19 protein-coding genes are annotated in these 22,660 nt (G+C 41.0%); 17 read left to right on the top strand and 2 right to left on the bottom strand.

The annotated features are described in order from the left end of the window. The first annotated feature begins 144 nt into the window (after positions 1 to 144). Entirely contained in the window at positions 145 to 2,250 is a 2,106-nt protein-coding gene (locus tag D8804_RS01630; RefSeq protein ID WP_125398605.1) for an ATP-dependent Clp protease ATP-binding subunit, read from the top strand. A gap of 56 nt (positions 2,251 to 2,306) precedes the next feature. Here D8804_RS01630 and D8804_RS01625 read toward each other — a convergent pair whose 3' ends face one another. Then, positions 2,307 to 2,789, bottom strand: a complete 483-nt coding sequence (locus D8804_RS01625; protein WP_125398604.1) for an S-ribosylhomocysteine lyase — start codon at positions 2,787 to 2,789, stop codon at positions 2,307 to 2,309. A 263-nt stretch (positions 2,790 to 3,052) separates the two neighbouring features. Here D8804_RS01625 and D8804_RS01620 point away from each other — a divergent pair, with 263 nt between their 5' ends. The 5 genes from D8804_RS01620 to D8804_RS01600 are packed head-to-tail and all read left to right on the top strand — an operon-like array spanning position 3,053 to position 6,981. Beyond that, positions 3,053 to 3,760, top strand: coding sequence for an ABC transporter ATP-binding protein (locus D8804_RS01620; protein ID WP_061423412.1), 708 nt, complete (start codon positions 3,053 to 3,055; stop codon positions 3,758 to 3,760). Between the two features lies 1 nt (position 3,761). Next, on the top strand, positions 3,762 to 4,550 hold the full coding sequence (locus tag D8804_RS01615; protein ID WP_125398603.1) for a lantibiotic ABC transporter permease: 789 nt from the start codon (positions 3,762 to 3,764) through the stop codon (positions 4,548 to 4,550). Continuing rightward, positions 4,550 to 5,272, top strand: coding sequence for a lantibiotic ABC transporter permease (locus D8804_RS01610; RefSeq protein ID WP_125398602.1), 723 nt, complete (start codon positions 4,550 to 4,552; stop codon positions 5,270 to 5,272). The genes D8804_RS01615 and D8804_RS01610 overlap by 1 nt, the downstream gene beginning before the upstream one ends. A 12-nt stretch (positions 5,273 to 5,284) precedes the next feature. Next, positions 5,285 to 5,983 (top strand): response regulator transcription factor, encoded by a 699-nt coding sequence (locus tag D8804_RS01605; protein ID WP_125390139.1) that lies wholly within the window; start codon positions 5,285 to 5,287, stop codon positions 5,981 to 5,983. After that, a complete protein-coding gene (locus D8804_RS01600; protein WP_125398601.1) occupies positions 5,950 to 6,981 on the top strand; it encodes a sensor histidine kinase in 1,032 nt (343 codons plus the stop codon). Before D8804_RS01605 ends, D8804_RS01600 begins: the two co-directional genes overlap by 34 nt. Positions 6,982 to 7,112: 131 nt before the next feature. Here D8804_RS01600 and D8804_RS01595 read toward each other — a convergent pair whose 3' ends face one another. Then, a complete protein-coding gene (locus tag D8804_RS01595; RefSeq protein ID WP_125398600.1) occupies positions 7,113 to 8,597 on the bottom strand; it encodes a DUF1846 domain-containing protein in 1,485 nt (494 codons plus the stop codon). 153 nt (positions 8,598 to 8,750) lie between these two features. On the opposite strand from D8804_RS01595, the gene D8804_RS01590 reads away from it, so the two are divergent. The 11 genes from D8804_RS01590 to wecB all read left to right on the top strand — a co-directional run bounded on the left by D8804_RS01590 (position 8,751) and on the right by wecB (position 22,653). Then, the gene (locus D8804_RS01590; RefSeq protein ID WP_125398599.1) at positions 8,751 to 10,361 is read left to right on the top strand and encodes a glycoside hydrolase family 13 protein; all 1,611 of its coding nucleotides are present in this window, start codon (positions 8,751 to 8,753) and stop codon (positions 10,359 to 10,361) included. Positions 10,362 to 10,529: 168 nt separating this feature from the next. Then, positions 10,530 to 12,497 (top strand): peptide ABC transporter substrate-binding protein, encoded by a 1,968-nt coding sequence (locus D8804_RS01585; RefSeq protein WP_125398598.1) that lies wholly within the window; start codon positions 10,530 to 10,532, stop codon positions 12,495 to 12,497. Between the two features lie 149 nt (positions 12,498 to 12,646). Continuing rightward, the gene (locus D8804_RS01580; protein ID WP_125398597.1) at positions 12,647 to 14,608 is read left to right on the top strand and encodes a peptide ABC transporter substrate-binding protein; all 1,962 of its coding nucleotides are present in this window, start codon (positions 12,647 to 12,649) and stop codon (positions 14,606 to 14,608) included. A 189-nt stretch (positions 14,609 to 14,797) separates the two neighbouring features. Then, a complete protein-coding gene (cpsA, locus tag D8804_RS01575) occupies positions 14,798 to 16,243 on the top strand; it encodes an LCP family glycopolymer transferase CpsA (protein ID WP_125398596.1) in 1,446 nt (481 codons plus the stop codon). A gap of 1 nt (position 16,244) precedes the next feature. Continuing rightward, the gene (gene cps4B / locus D8804_RS01570) at positions 16,245 to 16,976 is read left to right on the top strand and encodes a capsular polysaccharide biosynthesis protein Cps4B (RefSeq protein WP_125398595.1); all 732 of its coding nucleotides are present in this window, start codon (positions 16,245 to 16,247) and stop codon (positions 16,974 to 16,976) included. A gap of 8 nt (positions 16,977 to 16,984) precedes the next feature. After that, positions 16,985 to 17,677 carry a capsular polysaccharide biosynthesis protein CpsC gene (gene cpsC, locus D8804_RS01565; RefSeq protein WP_125398594.1) on the top strand — a complete coding sequence of 231 codons (693 nt, stop codon included), beginning with the start codon at positions 16,985 to 16,987 and terminating at the stop codon, positions 17,675 to 17,677. A 9-nt stretch (positions 17,678 to 17,686) separates the two neighbouring features. After that, a complete protein-coding gene (locus D8804_RS01560; RefSeq protein ID WP_125398593.1) occupies positions 17,687 to 18,370 on the top strand; it encodes a tyrosine-protein kinase in 684 nt (227 codons plus the stop codon). 21 nt (positions 18,371 to 18,391) lie between these two features. Beyond that, positions 18,392 to 19,759, top strand: a complete 1,368-nt coding sequence (locus D8804_RS01555; RefSeq protein ID WP_125398592.1) for a sugar transferase — start codon at positions 18,392 to 18,394, stop codon at positions 19,757 to 19,759. Between the two features lie 5 nt (positions 19,760 to 19,764). Continuing rightward, positions 19,765 to 20,508, top strand: coding sequence for a WecB/TagA/CpsF family glycosyltransferase (locus tag D8804_RS01550; protein WP_125398591.1), 744 nt, complete (start codon positions 19,765 to 19,767; stop codon positions 20,506 to 20,508). Beyond that, positions 20,483 to 21,568: a glycosyltransferase gene (locus tag D8804_RS01545; protein ID WP_125398590.1), complete on the top strand. Its 1,086-nt coding sequence runs from the start codon at positions 20,483 to 20,485 to the stop codon at positions 21,566 to 21,568. The genes D8804_RS01550 and D8804_RS01545 overlap by 26 nt, the downstream gene beginning before the upstream one ends. Further along, a complete protein-coding gene (gene wecB / locus D8804_RS01540) occupies positions 21,565 to 22,653 on the top strand; it encodes a non-hydrolyzing UDP-N-acetylglucosamine 2-epimerase (RefSeq protein ID WP_125398589.1) in 1,089 nt (362 codons plus the stop codon). Before D8804_RS01545 ends, wecB begins: the two co-directional genes overlap by 4 nt. Positions 22,654 to 22,660 lie beyond the last annotated feature (7 nt).

The raw sequence follows: 22,660 nt of genomic DNA, 5'->3' as shown, positions 1-22,660 counted from the left end.
GATGATAAAAGGCTTATTTAAAAAAGAAAAACCAGAAATTATACGTAGGGTAGCTAGTTAGCTAGTCTAAAATTTTTAAAACAAAGGTCAAAGATAGTCAATATCAGAGATCGCAATTACTTAACAATAAACGAGGTAAAGAATATGAACAACAACTTTAATAACTTTAACAACATGGATGATTTATTTAACCAATTGATGGGTGGTATGCGAGGATATAGTTCTGAAAACCGTCGCTACTTGATTAATGGACGAGAAGTGACACCTGAGGAATTTGCTCAGTATCGTGCAACCGGGAAATTACCAGGAAATGCAGAATCTGATGCGCAAATACAACAACAGGCTTCAGGTATGAAACAAGACGGCGTCCTTGCTAAACTAGGTCGTAACTTGACAGCAGAAGCTCGTGAGGGTAAGTTGGATCCTGTTATCGGACGAAACAAGGAAATTCAAGAAACATCTGAAATCCTCTCACGTCGTACCAAGAACAATCCAGTTCTGGTTGGAGATGCAGGTGTTGGTAAGACCGCAGTTGTCGAAGGTTTAGCACAAGCGATTGTGAATGGAGATGTTCCGGCTGCCATCAAGAACAAGGAAATCATTTCCATTGATATCTCAGGTCTCGAGGCTGGTACTCAATACCGTGGTAGTTTTGAAGAAAACATTCAAAATCTTGTTAGTGAAGTAAAAGAAGCAGGAAATATTATCCTCTTCTTTGATGAAATTCACCAAATCCTTGGTGCTGGTAGCACTGGTGGAGATAGTGGTTCAAAAGGGCTTGCAGATATTCTCAAGCCAGCTCTCTCCCGTGGTGAATTGACTGTTATTGGGGCAACAACTCAAGACGAATACCGTAACACTATCTTGAAGAATGCGGCTCTTGCTCGTCGTTTCAACGAAGTCAAGGTCAATGCTCCTTCAGCAGAGGATACCTTTAAAATCCTTCAAGGGATTCGTGATCTCTATCAACAACACCACAATGTCATCTTGCCAGATGAAGTCTTGAAAGCAGCAGTGGATTATTCTGTCCAATACATTCCTCAACGTAGCCTGCCAGATAAGGCTATCGACCTTGTCGATGTAACGGCGGCTCACTTGGCAGCTCAACATCCTGTAACAGATGTTCATGCTGTTGAACGTGAAATTGAGGCAGAAAAAGACAAGCAAGAAAAAGCAGTTGAGGCAGAAGATTTTGAAGCAGCTCTTAATGCCAAAACTCGCATTACAGAATTAGAGAAAAAAGTCGAAAACCATACAGAAGACATGAAAGTAACTGCCACTGTCAATGATGTGGCTGAATCTGTGGAACGAATGACAGGTATCCCAGTGTCACAAATGGGAGCGTCAGACATCGAACGTTTGAAAGATATGGCCCATCGCTTGGAACACAAGGTAATCGGCCAAGATAAGGCAGTAGAAGCAGTGGCTCGCGCTATCCGTCGTAACCGTGCTGGTTTTGATGAAGGCAATCGCCCAATCGGTAGCTTCCTCTTCGTAGGTCCTACTGGTGTCGGGAAGACGGAGCTTGCTAAGCAATTGGCGCTCGATATGTTTGGAACCAAGGATGCTATCATTCGTTTGGATATGTCTGAATACAGTGACCGCACAGCTGTATCTAAGCTAATCGGTACAACAGCCGGTTATGTAGGATATGATGACAACAGCAATACCTTGACAGAACGAGTTCGTCGCAATCCTTACTCTATCATTCTCTTGGACGAGATTGAAAAGGCTGATCCTCAAGTAATTACCCTTCTCCTCCAAGTCTTGGATGACGGTCGTTTGACTGATGGTCAAGGAAATACAGTGAACTTCAAGAACACTGTCATTATCGCGACATCAAATGCTGGCTTTGGCTATGAAGCTAACTTGACAGAAGATGCGGATAAACCAGAATTGATGGATCGTTTGAAACCATTCTTCCGTCCAGAGTTCCTTAACCGCTTTAACGCAGTTATCGAGTTTTCACACTTGAATAAGGAAGACCTTTCTAAGATTGTGGACTTGATGTTGGCAGAAGTCAACCAAACCTTGGCTAAGAAAGACATTGATTTGGAAGTCAGCCAAGCAGCTAAGGACTTTATCACAGAAGAAGGTTATGACGAGGTAATGGGTGTTCGTCCACTCCGCCGCGTGGTTGAACAACAAATCCGTGATAAGGTGACGGACTTCCACTTGGATCATCTAGATGCCAAACATTTGGAAGCAGATATGGAAGATGGCGTTTTGGTCATTCGTGAAAAAGCCTAACTTAAGATTTTGAGAAAAAATAAGGAACTAGCTAAAAAGCTGGTTCCTTTTTGTGTTTAGATGATATGGCGCTCAAAGGCATCATCTGAGATTCCTTGTTCCAGGATGAGTTTCGCCCATTCTTTGGCAGAAAAGAGGCTGTGGTCCTTGTAGTTTCCGCAAGATTCGATGGTTGTTCCAGGAACATCTTCCCAAGTAGTGATTTCAGCAATTTCCTTGAGCGAATCCTTGATAACAGCTGCAATCTCAGCGCTGGTGTGACGTCCCCACATAATCATGTGGAAGCCTGTCCGGCAACCGAAGGGTGAGCAGTCAATCATGCCGTCAATGCGGGTACGGATGAGTTTGGCCAAGAGGTGCTCGATAGTGTGAAGGCCAGCGGTAGGGATAGAGTCTTCATTTGGTTGCACCAAACGAATATCAAAATTGGAGATGACATCTCCCTTTGGCCCTGTTTCTTCCCCAATCAAGCGAACATAGGGTGCTTTAACAATAGTGTGGTCAAGTTCAAAACTTTCAACAATAACTTCTTTTGACATGGTCGTTCCTTTCAGTTTTCTTCTTTCATTATAACATAAAGCCAGCTCTTGATGGAGTTTGACAAATGACTTTTTGAGACTAGCGTTATAACAAAGTCTCCATACAAAACCCGCAGAATTATAAAGAAAAACTGAGTTCTTTCTAATGAAGCTAGAGCGACTTTTGAAAGGTGGAGTCAACTTTTAGAATTTCTGCTTGATCTCTGAACTAATTCTGAACTAGATTGGGTATACTGGAAAAAATAAAGATAAAGGAGTTCAGTATGGAACATATGGTGAAAATAGAAGGAGTCTGCAAAAAGCATGGAAGCAAGCAGATTTTAAAAGATATTTCTTTTACAGCTAGAAGTGGTCGGATTACAGCTTTTCTGGGGCCAAATGGTGCTGGTAAAAGCTCGACCTTGAGGATTCTCTTGGGGTTAGATCGGGCGACGGCAGGGACTGCGACCTTTGATGGGCAAACCTATCAGTCAATGACCTATCCGCTCAGAACGGTAGGTGCAGCCTTTGATGGTATTGGCGGTCTGCCAAATCGAAAGGTTTATGACCACTTGAGGATTATTGCAGCGAGTAATGCTATTCCCAAGTCTCGGATCGATGAGGTTTTGGAGATGACTGGAATCGCTCATAAGAGGAAGGACCTCTTGTCAAGCCTGTCTCTGGGGGAAGGTCAACGCTTGGGTTTGGCAGCAGCTTTGCTGGGTGATCCTCAGTTTCTTATATTAGATGAGCCGACCAATGGACTGGATCCAAGCGGGATCAAGTGGTTTAGAAAGTTCATCCGTCAGCAGGCTGATTTAGGGAAAACGGTACTTCTATCTTCCCATATCCTGTCAGAGGTGCAAATGGTGACAGATGATGTGGTCTTGATTCATCATGGGCGAATTATTGAGCAGGGACGATTGGAAGAGGTGCTGCAAGATTCAGACAGTCTAGAAGATCTCTTCTTTGACTTGACAGAGGAGGTTTAAGATGAGAGAATCGGTGTCCTTATTGCATTCAGAATGGTTGAAAATTCGATCAACCAAGGCTTTCAGAGTGAGTATGGCCTTCATGCTGCTCTTGGTGCCTGCCGTATCTTGGCTGGAGGGCCGACAGTATTTGTCTATTGGCTTGGATGCCACACCTGAGACGGTTCCCGGCCTGGCAGAAGCCATTGACCCGTTGGAATATTTAGGTCTCAATGGAGCCTCTATGGCGGGCATGGTTTTGGTCATTTTAGCTGGAATTTTGGGAGCTATGGAATTTCAATCTCATAGCTTGAGAACCAGTCTTTTGACCTGCAATAACCGCCTGAAGTTGCTTGTGGGGAAACTCATGACCTTTGCTTGCTTTTCTCTTGCCAGTAGCTTTTTATCAATCTACTTTAGTTATATGGTCATGCACCTGGCTTTAGGAAAGGAAGGGCTTAATCCGATTCTGCTCAATCAGGCAGCTTGGAGTTTGATTTTGTGGAAAACCTTATCTCTAACCTTATTAGGAATCCTTTCATTTTTGTTAGGTTTATTGGCTCGGACCATGCTAGTTCCTCTGCTTTTTCTCGTACCACAGATCTATAATCTGGGAAACTACCTGGCAGCTCACACGAGTTGGGGAGCTTATTTGCCACAGCCAGCAGGAGAGTTGTTTGCTGCAACGCCAACTTCCCAATATGTCAACAATCCCTTGCAAGGGCTCTTGATACTTGGTGCATGGTTGCTAGTCATCGGCGGCATGACCTCTCTGCGCTTTTTGAAGACGGATTTAGGAGGGCGCTACTGATGATCAAAGCTCTGCTTAGAAGTGAATGGATTAAGTTCCGTTCTTACTATCTCGCTCTTGGTGCTGCCTTGGTGGTTCTGGTAGTCGTTCCTTTTTTTCTGATGAATCTTGACTATAGTCAGACAGCAGTTGGTCAGACGAAGGCTCTGAGCGAGGTTTTGCACGCCCTCTATCTGGCGCAGCCTGTCATCGTCATCTTTACTTCTCTCTATTTTGCCCAGGAGTTTGTCAAGTCTGGGATGCGAACGAATTTTCTAGCCGTATCAAATAGAAAGGCTTGGTTGGCTGGGAAATTCCTTTTTCTGGTCTTGCTGCTCTTGGTCCTCTATAGTGTCATTATAAGTAGCTGTTTCTTTGTTATGCTGGCTCGTTTTGACCTAAGCTTTAGCTGGTCCTTACTGGGGAAATTCCTCTATTACAGCTCTTTTGGTCTTCTCAGCAATCTTTTTCTGGCTTTTTTAGCTGCCGGCCTCGCTTTGCTATTTCAATCTTGGGTTGTGCCGGTGTCGGTGCTCTTTCCTCTCTTGATTGGTCTCAGCCGTTTATTGGCAACGTTCATCAAGGAAGCAAAATACCTGCCCGATCTGGCTACGCTAAATCTTTTTGAGTATGAAGGGCTTCAGCATTCAATAGATCTATCAGGGCTGGGAATACAGCTGTTATGGTTAGCTTTGGTTTGGAGCTCTGCTATATTCTTAACCTTGAAACGAGATGTTCGCTAGAGGTATGCTATAATGGAAAATATGAGACAGTATCGTATTTTGGTAGTTGATGACGACCGGAGCATTTTGAAGCTGGTGAAAAACGTCTTAGAGCTCGATGCTTATGATGTGACGACGCTTGATCGGATAGAAGACCTAGAGCTGACGCATTTTGTCGGATATGACTTGATTCTGCTGGATGTGATGATGGAGCCTGTTAATGGTTTTGAGCTGTGTTCCTACATTCGTCCTCATTTTTCGTGTCCAATCATCTTTCTGACGGCCAAGGAGTTGGAGGAGGACAAAGTAGAAGGGCTCTTTCGCGGAGCAGATGACTATATTGTCAAGCCTTTTGGAACCAAAGAATTGCTGGCGCGTGTCAGGGCTCATCTTCGGCGGGAGGAAAGACGTGAGGAGCGCTATTCTGAGATTGCTTCTTGTCAATTTTATCCAGAGCGCTATGAAGTTGCCTGTTTTGGTAAAGTCTTGAAATTTTCAGAGCGAGAGTTTAAGTTGCTGCATTTACTTGCTAGCAATCCCAAGCAGACCTTTTCAGCTGAACGCCTGCATACCTTGCTTTATCCAGAAAGCTCAGAAACACAGCTTCGATCCATCTCAGAATACGTATATCAGATTCGTCAAAAATGTAAACAAGAAGGGCTGCAAGCAATCGCAACAGTGAGAGGAGTAGGCTATAGATGGCAATTAGAACCCGAAATTTCAAAAGCCTAGTCTGGACAACCAGTTTAAAAATCGTCTTTTTCCATGTTTTAATTTTTGTGCTTATAGGTTATGAATTTACACAAGGCAGCGATTATGCCCTTTTCACCTTGTTCTTTTGGGCAGGGAGCTTGCTGCTGATTACTTTTTACCATATTTTAAAATTGCTCCGAAAAATCGACAGGGAAATAAAAATGCTAACGAGCGAGAAGCTTTTAGAAGAAAATCAAAGCCAGCTTTTTCGAATTGAGGAAATGCTAGAAGTTTATAGCGATTTACGGAGCAGCCGCCAAGAAAATGCTCGTCTTCTAGAAAAAGAGCAACGGCATAATCAGGAGTTGATTTTACAGTTATCAGCGACATCGCACGATTTGAAGACGCCCCTAACGGTGATTAAGGGGAATGCTGAGCTCTTGGAATTGGCGCAGTTGGGCCAGCCTCAGGCAGACTATGCTGCTGAGATTTTGCAGGCTAGTCACAAGATGGAAGAGTATTGTGGTTCTTTGATTGATTACGCTAAGACTTTTCAGATTGATTCTAATCAGTTTAGTCAGCTTTCCTTGGAGGACTTTTTGGCTTCTCTACAGGACGACTGGGCACTGTTCAGCAAACAGGAAAGCTATCGTTTTTATCTTCAAGAAGATTGTGATCTTAGTCTGATTTTGTCAATTCATTTGGACTATCTCAAGCGCGCTTTGCTCAATATTTTACTGAATGCGCTTGAACATGCAGACCGGGATCAAAAGGAAGTCAAGCTAACGGTATCATTACAACAGGGCCAGTTGGTTTTTGCTATCTGGAACAACGGCCCTGCATTTTCGGAGGAGATGCTGCTGGGAGCAGACCAACTCTTTTACCAGAGTGACCAAAGCCGCAATTCGGCTAATCCCCATCATGGAATCGGCTTAGCCTTTTCTAAGCAGGTCGCTCTCTTGCATGCTGGTCGTCTGACCCTGCTTAATCCAGACCAAGGGGGAGCCTGTGTCGAGTTGGCAATTTCATTGAAATAAATGAGGAAAGAAAATCATAAAAACGCATAATACCAAGTGTTCAAAAGTCTTGATATTATGCGTTTTATCTTTTATTATGTAAAGATTTACTGGCTTTTTCCTCAAATTGAGTTTTGTCCAGCCTTGTTTATTTACTTCCGATACAAGCGATCGTATTGGTAGTAAGGGTCAAAGGTTACGTTGATACCTAGCTTGCGAAGGACATTCTTGTCTTCGTCTGTCAAGATGATGGTTGAGTGGGCTTCACTTCCTTTGAGGTTGCCAAGTTCCTTCATTGCGCGCGCAGCATCAGGATTTTCCATAGCGGTGATGGCAAGAGCAATCAGGATTTCATTTGAATGGAGGCGAGGATTGCGACTACCTAGGTGATCGATTTTAAGACCTTGAATTGGTTTGACGACTTCAGGTTCGATTAATTTCACTTCCTTAGCGATATCAGCAGATTTTTTGATGGCATTGATCAAGGCAGCAGCTGTAGGGCCAAAGAGCTCTGAGTTTTTACCAGTGACAATGTCGCCAGATGGCAATTCAAGAGCTAGGGCAGGGCCACCAGTTTCTTCTGCTTTTTGGCGTGCAGCAACAGCAACCTTGCGGTCTGCAGGTGTGATACCGAGGTCATTCATGAGCAACTCGATTTTCTTGACAGCAGTTTCGCCGACTTTTTCAGCTTTAAAATCAAGTACAGTCTGATAGTAACGGCGAATGATTTCTTGTTTAGAAGCTTCGATAGCAGCTTCATTATCTGTAATAGCAAAACCAACCATGTTGACACCCATGTCTGTCGGTGAAGCGTATGGAGATTCACCGAGAATGCGTTCCAGCATACGTTTGAGCACTGGGAAAATTTCGATATCACGGTTGTAGTTGACCGTTGTTTCTCCGTAGGTTTGGAGATGGAAGGGGTCAATCATGTTGACATCATCAAGGTCTGCTGTGGCAGCCTCGTAGGCCAAGTTGACTGGATGATGAAGGGGCAGGTTCCAGACAGGGAAGGTTTCAAATTTAGCGTAACCAGACTTGATACCGTTAATTTGGTCGTGGTACATATTGGACACACAGGTTGCCAATTTCCCAGAACCAGGTCCAGGAGCCGTTACGACGATTAACTTGCGACTAGTTTTGATGTAGTCGTTTTTTCCCATGCCTTCTGGAGAAATGATGTGATCCATATCCGTCGGATATCCTTTGATTGGATAATGAAGATAAGAATCAATTCCGTTTTTCTCTAGCTGGTTGCGGAAGGCATCTGCAGCGGGTTGTCCAGCGTATTGTGTGATGACAACCGAACCAACAAAAATCCCCAATTCGTTAAATTTATCAATCAAACGAAGAACTTCTTGGTCATAAGAGATGCCTAGGTCACCACGTGCTTTAGAATGTTCGATGTTACTTGCGTTAATGGCGATCACAACCTCAACCTGCTCCTTCAACTCTTGCAAAAGTCTGATTTTGTTGTCAGGCTCATAACCAGGAAGTACACGAGCAGCGTGGAAATCTTCTAACATTTTGCCACCAAACTCCAAGTAGAGCTTGCCGTCAAATTGGTTAATACGCTCCAAAATGTGGTCGCGCTGTAGATTCAAATATTGTTCAGAACTAAAAGCTTGTTTTTTCATTTTTTTTACCTCTGGCCTCCATTATAATAAAAAATCGGAAGTTAGGAAACTATAAAGGTAAAAAAGAAATCAAAAAGATTAGGCAAACGCTTGCACAAAAAATTAAAAAGCGTTATCATAGACTGTAGATTATTAAAATAATGAGGTAACAAGATGCAAGAAAAATGGTGGCACAATGCCGTAGTCTATCAAGTCTATCCTAAGAGCTTTATGGACAGCAACGGAGATGGAATTGGCGATCTGCCTGGAATTACAAGTAAGTTGGACTATCTAGCCAAGTTAGGGATCACAGCGATTTGGCTTTCTCCCGTTTATGACAGTCCTATGGATGATAATGGTTATGACATTGCTGATTATCAAGCGATTGCAGCTATTTTCGGGACCATGGAGGATATGGATGAACTGATCGCGGGAGCTAAGAAGCGTGATATCCGAATTATCATGGACTTAGTAGTCAATCATACCTCGGATGAACATGCTTGGTTTGTAGAGGCTTGTGAAAATCCTGACAGTCCCGAGCGAGACTACTATATCTGGCGGGATGAGCCCAATGATTTGGAGTCTATCTTTAGTGGGTCTGCTTGGGAATACGATGAGAAGTCGGGTCAATACTATCTCCACTTTTTCAGTAAGAAACAGCCCGACCTCAACTGGGAGAATGAAAAACTTCGCCAGAAAATTTACGAGATGATGAACTTCTGGATTGATAAAGGTATTGGTGGTTTCCGTATGGATGTCATTGATATGATTGGCAAGATTCCTGACGAGAAAGTAGTGAATAATGGTCCTATGCTCCATCCCTATCTCAAGGAAATGAATCAGGCGACCTTTGGAGATAAGAATCTCTTGACAGTAGGAGAGACCTGGGGGGCAACGCCAGAGATCGCCAAGCTCTACTCTGATCCAAAGGGCCAAGAATTGTCGATGGTCTTCCAGTTTGAACACATCTGTCTTCAGTATCAGGAAGGGCAACCTAAATGGCACTATCAAAAAGAGCTGAATATCAGTAAGTTGAAAGAAATCTTCAACAAATGGCAGACAGAGTTAGGAGTTGAAGACGGCTGGAATTCCCTCTTCTGGAACAACCATGACCTCCCTCGTATCGTCTCTATCTGGGGAAATGACCAAGAATACCGTGAGAAATCTGCCAAAGCCTTTGCGATTTTGCTTCATCTCATGAGAGGAACACCTTATATCTACCAAGGTGAGGAGATTGGGATGACCAACTATCCATTTGAAACACTGGATCAAGTAGAAGATATTGAATCCCTCAACTATGCGCGTGAGGCTCTTGAAAAAGGCGTTCCGATTGAAGAAATCATGGACAGTATCCGTGTCATCGGTCGTGACAATGCCCGTACCCCGATGCAATGGGATGAGAGTAAAAATGCTGGCTTCTCAACAGGTCAACCTTGGTTGGCAGTTAATCCAAACTATCAAGAAATCAACGTTCAAGAAGCACTGGCAAATCCAGATTCTATTTTCTATACCTATCAGAAGTTGGTTCAGATCCGTAAGGAGAATAGCTGGCTGATTCGAGCTGACTTTGAATTGCTTGATACAGCTGACAAGGTATTTGCTTATATCCGTAAGGACGGAGACCGTCGCTTCCTAGTCGTGGCTAATTTGTCCAATGAAAGACAAAACTTTTCAGTAGAAGGAAAAGTGAAATCTGTCTTGATTGAAAATACTACTGCTAAAGAAGCAGTTGAGAAACAGACCTTGGCTCCATGGGATGCCTTCTGTGTGGAAATGACTGACTAAAATGAGCGAACCTCAAGCTTTTGAAGCTTGAGGTTTTTTACTAAAAATTGTATAGAAAAATCTTTTAAAAATATTTGTTAGAATTTTCTAAAAAATCGCTTGAAAGTCCTTGCTTTTATGAAAAAATAGGGTATAATGGTGAAAACACTATCTTTAAGGAGATTACTTATGAGATCGAAAAAGTGGCTCTTAGGAGCAGGTGCTGTCTTGAGTGCGGCCCTTCTGTTAACCGCTTGTGGGCAAAGCGAAAAGAAGGCTGATGCTCCCAAGACATTTTCTTATGTCTATGCAATAGATCCATCATCTTTGGACTACAGTGTGACGAGCAAGAGCTCAACTTCTGACGTTATAGCCAATGTTGTCGATGGTCTCTTGGAAAACGATAAATACGGGAACTTGATTCCGTCGCTTGCAGAAGACTGGTCCGTTTCTAAAGATGGCTTGACCTATACCTACAAACTTCGTAAGGGTGTAAAATGGTATACTTCTGAGGGAGAAGAGTATGCTGAAGTCAAGGCTCAGGACTTTGTTACGGGTCTGAAACACGCAGCTGACGGTAAATCAGACGGCCTCTCTCTCCTTCAAGATTCTATCAAAGGTTTGGCTGCCTACATTAGTGGTGAAAGCAATGACTTTTCTACTGTAGGAGTCAAGGCTGTTGACGATTACACGGTTGAATATACGCTTAACAAACCAGAAAGCTTCTGGAACTCTAAAGTCACAACTGCTACCATGCTTCCAGTTAATGAAGAATTCTTGAATTCCAAAGGGAGCGACTACGGTGCTCCAACACCATCAAGTATTCTTTATAACGGTCCTTATTTCTTGAAATCATTGACTTCAAAATCAGTCATTGAATATGAAAAGAATCCGAACTACTGGGATAGGGACAATGTTAAGATTGACAATATTAAACTAACCTTCTACGATGGATCAGACCAAGAATCTTTGATTCGTAGCTTTACACAAGGTGCCTATACAACAGCTCGTCTCTTCCCAACAAGCTCAAACTTTGAGTCAACTAAAAAAGAGTACGGCGATAAGATTGTCTACAGTCCACAAGAAGCGACAAGCTACTACCTCACTGTTAACGTAAACCGCCAGTCTTACAATAAAACAGCTAAAACAGACGAGGCTCAAAAAACATCAACAAAAGAAGCTCTTCTTAATAAGAACTTCCGTCAGGCGCTGAACTTTGCCCTTGACCGTCATTCTTACACTGCTCAGTTGAATGGTGAAGAAGGTGCGGACAAAATTATCCGTAACAGCCTAGTGCCTCATGACTACGTTCAAGTAGGTGAAAAGACCTTTGGAGAGTTGGCTCAGGCAGAGCTGGTTTCTTACGGGGACCAATGGAAAGATGTAGCCCTTACTGATGGTAAGGATACGCTTTACAGTCCTGAAAAAGCCAAGGCAGCCTTTGCAAAGGCTAAAGCAGAATTGCAGGCTAAGGGTGTGACCTTCCCAATCCGTTTGGATGTTCCAGTTGAACAGACCGATGTCATTGCCGTTCAACAGACTAACTCACTCAAGCAGTCTATCGAATCATCACTTGGTACAGAGAATGTCATTGTCGATGTCCTTCAAATGACCGATAATGAAAAAATGAGCATTACGTCTCAAGCCAAGGTGCCATCCCAAAAAGATTATGACTTGAACGGAACTGGTTGGGGACCAGACTATCAAGACCCAGCTACCTACCTAAACATTCTTGATGCTAAGAAGGGTTCTGCCCTTAAACACTTGGGTATCACTCGCGGAAAAGATCCAGAAGTGATGGCTCAAGTCGGTCTAGACGAATACAAGAAACTCTTGGATGATGCCGCAGCTGAAACAAGCGACCTCAATAAGCGTTATGAGAAATATGCTAAAGCTCAAGCTTGGGTATCGGATAGTTCGCTCTTGATCCCAGTTGCCTCTTCAGGTGGTTCTCCAACTGTTAGCCGTACTGTACCATTCACAAAAGCATACTCTCAAGTCGGAATCAAGGGAGACCCGTTTGTATTCAAAGGTTTGGAGCTGCAAAAGGATGTCGTGACTACAAAAGAATACGAAGAAGCTCTCAAGAAATGGCAGAAAGAAAAGATTGAAACAAATGCCAAATACCAAAAAGAGCTAGAAAAACACGTCAAATAGTCTATAAAAGAAAAGGAAGTTGCAGAAAATTTGTACTTCCTTTTTCTGATTTAGAGACAGCAGTCGTCGTAAAACTAGGAACTTTACAATTTAGGATAAATTTGATAAAATATGCCTATGTTATAAAAAGTGACATAAAGGAGTGAATAATGATCAAAATGAAAAAAAGACTTATCGGAACTGGTCTAGTCCTAGCTACAGGGATTTTACTTTCAGCTTGTGGACAGTCCAATACAGATACAAGCACCTTCTCATCAACATTTAGTGCGAATCCGACAACTTTTAACTATCTTCTAGATTATTATGCAGATAACACTGCTGTTATTACCAATCTCGTAGATGGTTTGCTAGAAAATGATAGCTATGGCAATCTAACGCCAGCTCTAGCTGAAGATTGGTCTGTTTCAGCAGATGGTTTGACCTATACCTACAAGCTTAGAAAAGATGCCAAGTGGTATACGGCTGATGGTGAGGAATATGCTTCAGTAAAAGCTCAGGATTTTGTCACGGGGATCAAATATGCTGCGGACAACAAGGGGCAAGCCATGGATCTCATTCAAAATTCTATCAAGGGATTGAATGACTATGTGACAGGTGCGACCAATGACTTCACAACAGTTGGTGTGAAAGCTTTGGATGACTATACGGTCGAGTATACTTTGACTCGACCAGAACCGTACTGGAATTCAAAGACAACCAATAGTATCCTTTTCCCGGTTAATGAAGAGTTTTTGAAATCAAAGGATAAAGAATTTGGGACCTTGACGCCAGACAGTATCCTTTATAATGGTCCATATCTGTTAAAAGATTTCACATCAAAATCTTCAATCGAGTATGTGAAGAATCCAAACTACTATGATCATGACAAGGTGACCATTGAGAAAGTGAAACTAGCGTATTTTGATGGCTCTGACCAGGAGATGACCATCCGAAACTTTGAAAGTGGTGCCTACTCACTTGCGGGAGTTTATCCAAATAGCTCGAGCTATGCCAAGACGAAAGAAAAATATCAAGACAACATTGTTTATAGCTTACAAGACAAGACTTCTTGGTACTTCAACTTTAACGTTAACCGTAAAGCCTATAACCATACTGCAAAAACATCAGATCAACAAAAGAACTCAACGCAAACAGCGATTTTAAATAAGAACTTCCGTCAGGCGCTTAACTTTGCTATCGATCGTACGACCTACTCTGCCCAATCTAACGGTCAAGAAGCGGCAAGCAAGACCCTTCGAAATACCCTTGTTCCCCCAACATTTGTCCAGGTGGGAGATAAGACCTTTGGAGAAGTAACAGCTTCTAAGCTTGTGAACTACGGAACTGAGTGGTCAGGAATCAACTTGGCGGATGCCCAGGACGGTTACTTCAACAAGGAAAAGGCCCAAGCAAAATTTGCGGAAGCTAAAAAGGAATTGGAGGCCCAAGGCGTGACCTTCCCGATTCATTTGGATGTCCCAGTTGATCAAACCAATAAAAATGCAGTTTCTGGGATGAATTCGCTTAAACAAACCCTTGAAACAGTACTAGGTTCTGATAATGTCGTCATTGATGTTCAGCAACTTTCAACGGATGACTTTGGGAATGTTGCTTTCCTAGCACCAAATCCAGCAGCTCGTGATTACGATTTGAACTTTGATGGCTGGGTTGGTGATTACCAGGATCCATCAACTTATCTAGATCCCTTCAATGCTGAAAGTGGCTTCTATCTCAAAATTTTCGGTCTAGATGCTAAGGAAGATCAAGAACTCATCAAGAGTCTAGGACTTGACACCTATACAAAACTTCTAAAAGAAGCAGATGCTGAGAATCAAGATGTTGCTAAACGTTATGAAAAATACGCTGAAGCTCAAGCTTGGATGATTGACAATTCTCTAGTCATGTCTGTTATGTCAAATGGTGGTACAGCCTCTGTAACCAAAGTAACTCCGTTTACACGTGCCTACTCTCTAGTGGGAATCAAGGGTGACGGAAATAACTACAAGTACATGAGATTGCAAAAAGACCCTGTTACCAAGAAACAATTTGACGAAGCCAAGGCTAAGTGGGAAGCAGAAAGTAAAAGGGCTATCGAACAAAGTCAAAAAGAATTTGAAAATCATATCAAATAAAAAGTTGAAATAAGGTCTCTTGCAAGGGACCTTATTTTTGTTTGCTCAAGCTCCTAAATAATGAAAGCGGTCACTTCGAAATATAGCTAAGAAAAAATGAATGAAAACGCTGAGAATTGTGGGAATAAATGGAATTTACCTTACTTTTGTGATATAATTACTTTAATTATTATAGTATAGGGGAGTGTCATGACGAAACGTTCAAAGAGATCTCGCTCGGGGAAAGTAAAGCGAAGCGTTAACATAGCCTTGTTAGCTGTTTATCTATTATTAGCTGGCTTTTTATTGTTTTTGATTTTTAAATACCATATCCTTGCTTTTAGATATCTTAATCTAGTGGCAACTGCGTTAGTCCTACTAGTTGCCTTGGTAGGGCTACTCTTGATTATCTATAAAAAAGCAGAAAAGTTTACCATTTTTCTGTTGGTGTTCTCTATCCTTGTCAGCTCTGTGTCGCTCTTTGCAGTACAGCAGTTTGTTGGACTGACCAATCGTTTAAATGCGACTTCTAATTACTCAGAATATTCGATCAGTGTCGCTGTTTTAGCAGATAGTGAGGTTGGAAATGTTACGCAACTGACGAGTGTGACAGCGCCGACTGGGACTGATAATGAAAATATTCAAAAACTACTAGCTGATATCAAATCAAGTCAGAATACCGATTTGACGGTCGACCAGAGTTCGTCTTACTTGGCGGCTTACAAGAGTCTGATTGCAGGGGAGACTAAGGCCATTGTCCTAAATAGTGTCTTTGAAAATATCATCGAGTCAGAGTATCCAGACTACGCATCGAAGATAAAAAAGATTTATACCAAGGGATTCACCAAAAAAGTAGAAGCTCCTAAAACTTCAAAGAGTCAGTCTTTCAATATCTATGTGAGTGGAATTGATACCTATGGCCCGATTAGTTCAGTGTCGCGTTCAGACGTCAATATCCTGATGACTGTCAATCGAGATACCAAGAAGATCCTCTTGACCACAACGCCACGTGATGCCTATGTACCAATCGCAGACGGTGGAAATAATCAAAAAGATAAATTAACCCATGCGGGCATTTATGGAGTTGATTCATCCATCCACACCTTAGAAAATCTCTATGGAGTGGATATCAATTACTATGTGCGATTGAACTTCACTTCGTTTTTGAAATTGATTGATTTGTTGGGTGGGGTAGATGTTTATAATGATCAGGAATTCACAGCACTACACGGTAAGTTTCAATTCCCTGTGGGCAATGTTCATCTTGATTCAGAACAGGCTCTCGGTTTTGTTCGTGAGCGCTACTCCCTAGCAGATGGCGATCGTGACCGCGGGCGCAATCAACAAAAGGTGATTGTGGCTATCCTTCAAAAATTAACGTCAACCGAAGCACTGAAAAATTATAGTACGATCATTGATAGCTTGCAAGATTCTATCCAAACAAATATGCCACTTGAGACCATGATGAATTTGGTCAATGCTCAGTTAGAAAGTGGTGGAACTTACAAAGTGGATTCGCAAGACTTGAAAGGTACAGGACGGATGGATCTTCCTTCCTATGCGATGCCAGATAGTAACCTCTATATGATGGAAATTGACGACAGTAGCCTTGCATCTGTCAAAGCTGCTATTCAAGACGTGTTGGAGGGAAAATGAAATGATTGATATTCATTCGCACATTGTCTTTGATGTAGATGATGGCCCCAAGTCAAGAGAGGAAAGCAAGGCTCTCTTGACAGAAGCCTACAGGCAGGGGGTGCGAACCATTGTCTCTACCTCTCATCGTCGCAAGGGCATGTTTGAAACTCCAGAAGAGAAGATAGCAGAAAACTTTCTTCAGGTTCGGGAAATAGCTAAGGAAGTGGCGAGTGACTTGGTCATTGCTTATGGGGCTGAAATTTACTACACACCAGATGTTCTGGATAAGCTGGAAAAAAAGCGGATTCCGACCCTCAATGATAGTCGTTATGCCTTGATAGAGTTTAGTATGAACACCCCTTATCGCGATATTCATAGTGCCTTGAGCAAGATCTTGATGTTGGGAATTACTCCAGTCATTGCCCACATTGAGCGTTATGATGCTCTTGAAAATAATGAAAAACGCGTTCGAGAACTGATCGATATGGGCTGTTACACGCAAGTAAATAGTTCACACATCCTCAAACCCAAACTTTTTGGAGAACGTTATAAATTCATGAAAAAAAGAGCTCAGTATTTTTTAGAGCAGGATTTGGTTCATGTCATTGCAAGTGATATGCACAATCTAGACGGTAGACCTCCTCATATGGCAGAAGCCTATGGCCTTATTGCCAAAAAATACGGAGAAGCGAAGGCTCAGGAACTTTTTATAGATAATCCTCGAAAAATTGTAATGGATCAACTAATTTAGGAGAAATGATGAAAGAACAAAATACGATAGAAATCGATGTATTTCAATTATTTAAAACCTTATGGAAACGCAAACTAATTATTTTATTAGTGGCACTTGTGACAGGGGCGGGAGCTTTTGCATATAGCACTTTTATCGTTAAGCCAGAATATACGAGTACCACGCGTATTTACGTAGTGAATCGCAATCAAGGAGATAAGCCGGGGTTGACAAATCAGGACTTGCAGGCAGGATCTTATCTGGTAAAAGACTACCGCGAGATTATCCTTTCGCAGGATGTATTGGAAAAGGTAGCGACAAATTTGAAATTGGATATGCCAGCAAAAACATTAGCTAGCAAAGTTCAAGTGACTGTACCAGCTGACACTCGTATCGTCTCAATATCTGTCAAGGATAAACAACCAGAGGAAGCCAGTCGCATTGCTAATTCTCTACGAGAAGCTGCTGCAGAAAAGATCATCGCTGTAACGCGAGTATCTGATGTAACGACACTTGAAGAAGCGCGACCAGCTACGACTCCCTCTTCTCCAAATGTTCGACGCAACACCTTGTTTGGTTTTCTTGGAGGAGTCGTCGTAACAGTAATTACTGTTCTTTTGATTGAGTTACTCGATACCCGTGTGAAACGTCCTGAAGATGTCGAAGATGTACTACAAATTCCACTTCTAGGGGTCGTTCCAGATTTGGATAAAATGAAATAGGAGGAAGTTATGCCAACGTTAGAAATCTCACAGGCAAAATTGGATCTTGTAAAAAAGGCGGAGGAATATTATAACGCTTTGTGCACGAACCTACAGTTAAGTGGAGATGATTTGAAAGTATTTTCTATCACTTCTGTGAAACCAGGAGAAGGAAAATCAACGACTTCCACTAATATCGCTTGGGCTTTTGCGCGTGCAGGTTACAAAACGCTGTTGATTGATGGAGATATCCGCAATTCTGTTATGTCAGGTGTCTTTAAAGCAAGGGATAAAATTACAGGTCTGACGGAATTTCTATCAGGAACTACAGACCTGTCACAAGGGCTTTGTGATACCAATATCGAAAATCTCTTTGTGATTCAGGCTGGCTCTGTGTCACCGAATCCGACAGCTCTTCTTCAAAGTAAGAATTTCAGTACAATGCTTGAAACCTTGCGTAAATATTTTGACTACATCATTGTAGACACTGCTCCTGTCGGTGCCGTGATTGATGCGGCTATCATTACGCGAAAATGTGATGCTTCTATTTTAGTGACAGCAGCAGGTGAAACAAATCGACGAGATATTCAAAAAGCGAAAGAACAGTTGGAACACACAGAGAAGCCGTTTTTGGGAGTTGTGTTGAATAAATTCGATACTTCAGTAGACAAATACGGTTCTTATGGAAATTATGGAGATTACGGGAAAAAATAAAAAATAGGTTGGGGGATAGAGATGAATGGAAAAGTAGTAAAGCCTTCATTGGCCATAATCCAGAGTTTTCTTGTTATTTTATTGACTTATCTACTTAGCGCTGTGAGAGAAACGGAGATTGTTTCAACAACAGCTATTGCACTTTATATCCTCCATTATTTTGTCTTTTATATTAGTGATTATGGACAGGATTTCTTTAAAAGGGGATATTTGCTTGAACTTGTCCAGACATTGAAATATATTTTATTCTTTGCGCTAGCGATTAGTATTTCTAATTTTTTCTTAGAGGATCGATTTAGTATTTCCAGACGAGGCATGATTTACTTCCTCACATTACATGCTCTCTTAGTCTATGCGCTAAACCTATTTATCAAGTGGTATTGGAAGCGAGCTTATCCCAATTTTAAAGGAAGTAAGAAGATTCTCTTGCTTACAGCAACTTCTCGTGTCGAAAAGGTACTGGATAGATTAATAGAATCAAATGAGGTTGTTGGGGAGTTGGTAGCTGTCAGTGTCTTAGATAAACCAGATTTTCAGCATAATTCTTTAAAGGTAGTAGCAGAGGAGGAGATAGTAGACTTTGCGACTCATGAGGTGGTCGATGAAGTCTTTATCAATCTTCCGAGTGAAAAATACAATATTGGAGAGCTTGTCTCTCAGTTTGAAACGATGGGAATTGATGTAACAGTCAATCTAAATGCTTTTGATCGTAGTTTGGCACGTAACAAGCAAATTCGTGAGATGGCAGGATTAAACGTTGTGACTTTTTCTACAACATTTTATAAGACTAGCCACGTGATTGCTAAGCGGATTATTGATATTATCGGTTCCCTGGTAGGTCTGATACTATGTGGTCTAGTCAGTATTGTACTGGTTCCTTTGATTCGAAAGGATGGGGGCTCTGCTATTTTTGCTCAGACGCGTATAGGAAAAAATGGTCGCCAGTTCACTTTTTATAAGTTCCGCTCCATGTGTGTAGATGCCGAGGCGAAAAAAAGAGAACTCATGGAACAAAATACTATGCAGGGTGGAATGTTTAAGGTGGACGATGATCCTCGTATCACGAAAATTGGTCGTTTTATAAGGAAGACTAGCTTGGACGAGTTGCCACAGTTTTATAATGTTCTAAAGGGAGATATGAGTTTAGTTGGTACACGACCACCAACAGTGGACGAGTATGAGCACTATACCCCAGAACAAAAACGTCGTCTAAGTTTTAAACCTGGGATAACAGGGTTATGGCAGGTCAGTGGACGAAGTGAGATCAAGAATTTCGATGAAGTTGTCAAATTAGATGTGGCCTATATAGATGATTGGACAATTTGGAAAGACATTGAAATTTTATTGAAGACAGTTAAAGTAGTATTTATGAGAGATGGAGCGAAATAGTTCATATGAATGAGAGAATTCAAATATTAGGAATTACTATTGATCCATTAACGATGAAAGAAACAGTGGATGCTGTTGAACAGTATGTTTTAAAGAAGCATCCTTTGCACTTGATGGGAGTTAACGCAGATAAAATTAATCAGTGCCATGAAGATGAGAAAATCAAAAAAATCGTTAATGAATCAGGAATAATTAATGCTGATGGTGCTTCAGTGGTTTTAGCGAGTAAGTTTTTAGGAGCGCCTGTCCCTGAACGAGTAGCTGGTATAGATTTGATGCAAAATTTGCTAGAATTATCAAACAAAAAAGGATACTCCGTTTACTTTTTTGGAGCCAAAGAAGAAATTTTGCAAGATATGCTAAAAGTTTTTAAACAAAGATATCCTAATCTTAATGTTGTTGGTTATAGAAACGGATATTTTTCACCCGAAGATGAAAAAAAGATTCAGGAAGATATTAAAGAGGGAAAACCAGATTTTGTATTTGTAGGGATTACTTCTCCTAAAAAGGAATATATCATCCAATCATTCATGGATAATGGGATTAATGCTGTCTTTATGGGTGTTGGTGGCAGTTTTGATGTATTATCAGGATACATTAAACGAGCTCCATTATGGATGCAAAAATTGAATCTGGAATGGTTGTTCCGTGTAGTTAATGAACCCAAACGCCTTTTTAAGCGTTATTTTGTAGGGAATGTTACTTTTATTAAGCGAGTTTTAGATGAAAAGCGAAAATCAAAAAAATAATATTCTACATATTTCTCGTACAATGGATATTGGTGGTGCTGAACGTATTGTATATCAATTGAGTTCTGATTTGAAAGATGAATTTGATAGTGTCCATGTCGCTTCAACAGGTGGACTATGGGAGAGCAAACTTTTATCAAAAGGAGTTCAACATCATAAAATTTTAGATGTTGACAGTAAGAATCCCCTAACTATGGTAAAGACACTTTCAAGTTTGTATAGAATTATCAAAAATGATGATATTACCATTGTTCACACCCATCATCGGATGGCTGCCTTTTATATTCGCTTGTTGAAAATCATTAATCCTAAGTTGATACATGTTTACACTGCACATAATGTATTTAAAAATAAATTACCATTATACAAATTTTCCTTAAAAAAAGCGTATTGTGTAGCTGTGGGTAAAGCGGTTAATGATAATTTGAAACATGATGTAGGAATCATTGATGGTACAGTAATCTATAATGGGGTTGTTTTTGAAAAAACTGATAAGCTAGTTGATGAAATTGTAAACTATAACGGAATCAAATTGGGGTGTATTGCTAGGTTATCAGAGCAAAAAGGATTGACCTACCTAATTGATGCGATGTCTTTAGTGAAACACAGGGATATTACGTTGTTCATTGTCGGAGATGGAGAACTTCGAGATGAGCTTGAAAACAAGGTGAAACAATTAAATCTTCAAAAATCAGTAATATTTTTAGGTTATCGAAAAGATGTTGTTGAATGTATCAATAGTTTTGATTACTTAGTGTCATCATCTTTATATGAGGGGTTGGCTCTAAATGTAATTGAAGCATTTATGAATGGGAAAACGATGGTTGCATCAGATATCCCAGGAATAAATGAAGTAGTCAATAACAAAAATGGGATTCTTGTTCCTGTTAAGGATGATGTTGCCTTAGCGAGAGCGATTGAAAAGCTTGCGACTGACAAAAAGCTTAGAGAAAAACTCGCTTATCAAGCAAAAAAAGACTATGAGACAAAATTTAATTATTCCTTGTTTTTGGATAATTATCGGAGACTTTATAGAAAATTAATGGGAGAATCAAAATGAAAAAAGTCATGTTGGTTTTTGGGACACGTCCAGAAGCTATTAAAATGTGTCCTTTAGTAAATGAACTGAAACAAAATGATTCAATCAAGACACTTGTGTGTGTAACTGGTCAACATAAGGAAATGTTAGAGCAGGTTTTAGAGGTGTTCAAGGTTGTCCCAGATTATGATTTGGGTATCATGAAAGCAAATCAAACCCTATTTACCATTACGACTAGTATCTTGGATAAAATTCAGGCGGTTCTAGAGAAAGAAAAACCAGATCTTGTTCTTGTTCATGGAGATACGACAACAACATTTGCGACAGCTTTAGCAGCATTTTATATGGGAATCAAAGTGGGACACGTCGAAGCAGGTCTCAGAACCTATAATCTCCAAAGTCCATTTCCAGAGGAATTCAATCGCCAGACAACTTCTATCATTGCCGACTATCATTTTGCGCCGACTGAAGTTGCGAAGGAAAATCTACTAAGAGAGGACAGAAAAAATATCTTTGTGACGGGAAATACAGTCATTGATGCTTTGAAGACGACTGTTCAAGATAACTACCATCACCCAATTTTAGAATGGGCAAAGGGTAGTAAGTTAATCATGCTAACGGCTCATCGACGAGAAAATCTTGGGAAACCGATGGAAAACATGTTTAATGCTGTTAATCGAATTTTAAACGAATTCGAAGATGTAAAAGTTGTATATCCCATCCATAAAAATCCTAAGGTTCGAGAATTAGCAAGTAAAGTTTTTGGCGATAATGAACGAATGAAAATCATTGAACCGTTAGAGGTTATTGATTTCCATAATTTTATGAATCAAAGCTATATGATTTTGACAGATTCTGGAGGTGTACAGGAAGAAGCACCTTCTTTAGGAAAACCTGTCTTGGTGATGCGTGATACAACAGAGCGTCCTGAGGGGGTCGCTGCTGGCACATTGAAGTTGGTAGGAACAGAAGAAGAGAATATCTATAGTAACTTCAAACTTCTTCTTGAAGATGAAACAGAATATAACAAGATGAGCAAAGCTAGCAACCCTTATGGAGATGGAATGACTTGTAAACGGATTGTTGATATTATTCTGGAAGTATAAAAATAAT

It is taken from the genome of Streptococcus oralis, assembly GCF_003944215.1.
In the GTDB taxonomy this organism is placed as follows: domain Bacteria; phylum Bacillota; class Bacilli; order Lactobacillales; family Streptococcaceae; genus Streptococcus; species Streptococcus oralis_BI.
The sequence above is the reverse complement of the archived record's forward strand: the minus strand, read 5'-3'. Positions and strand labels throughout refer to the sequence as shown.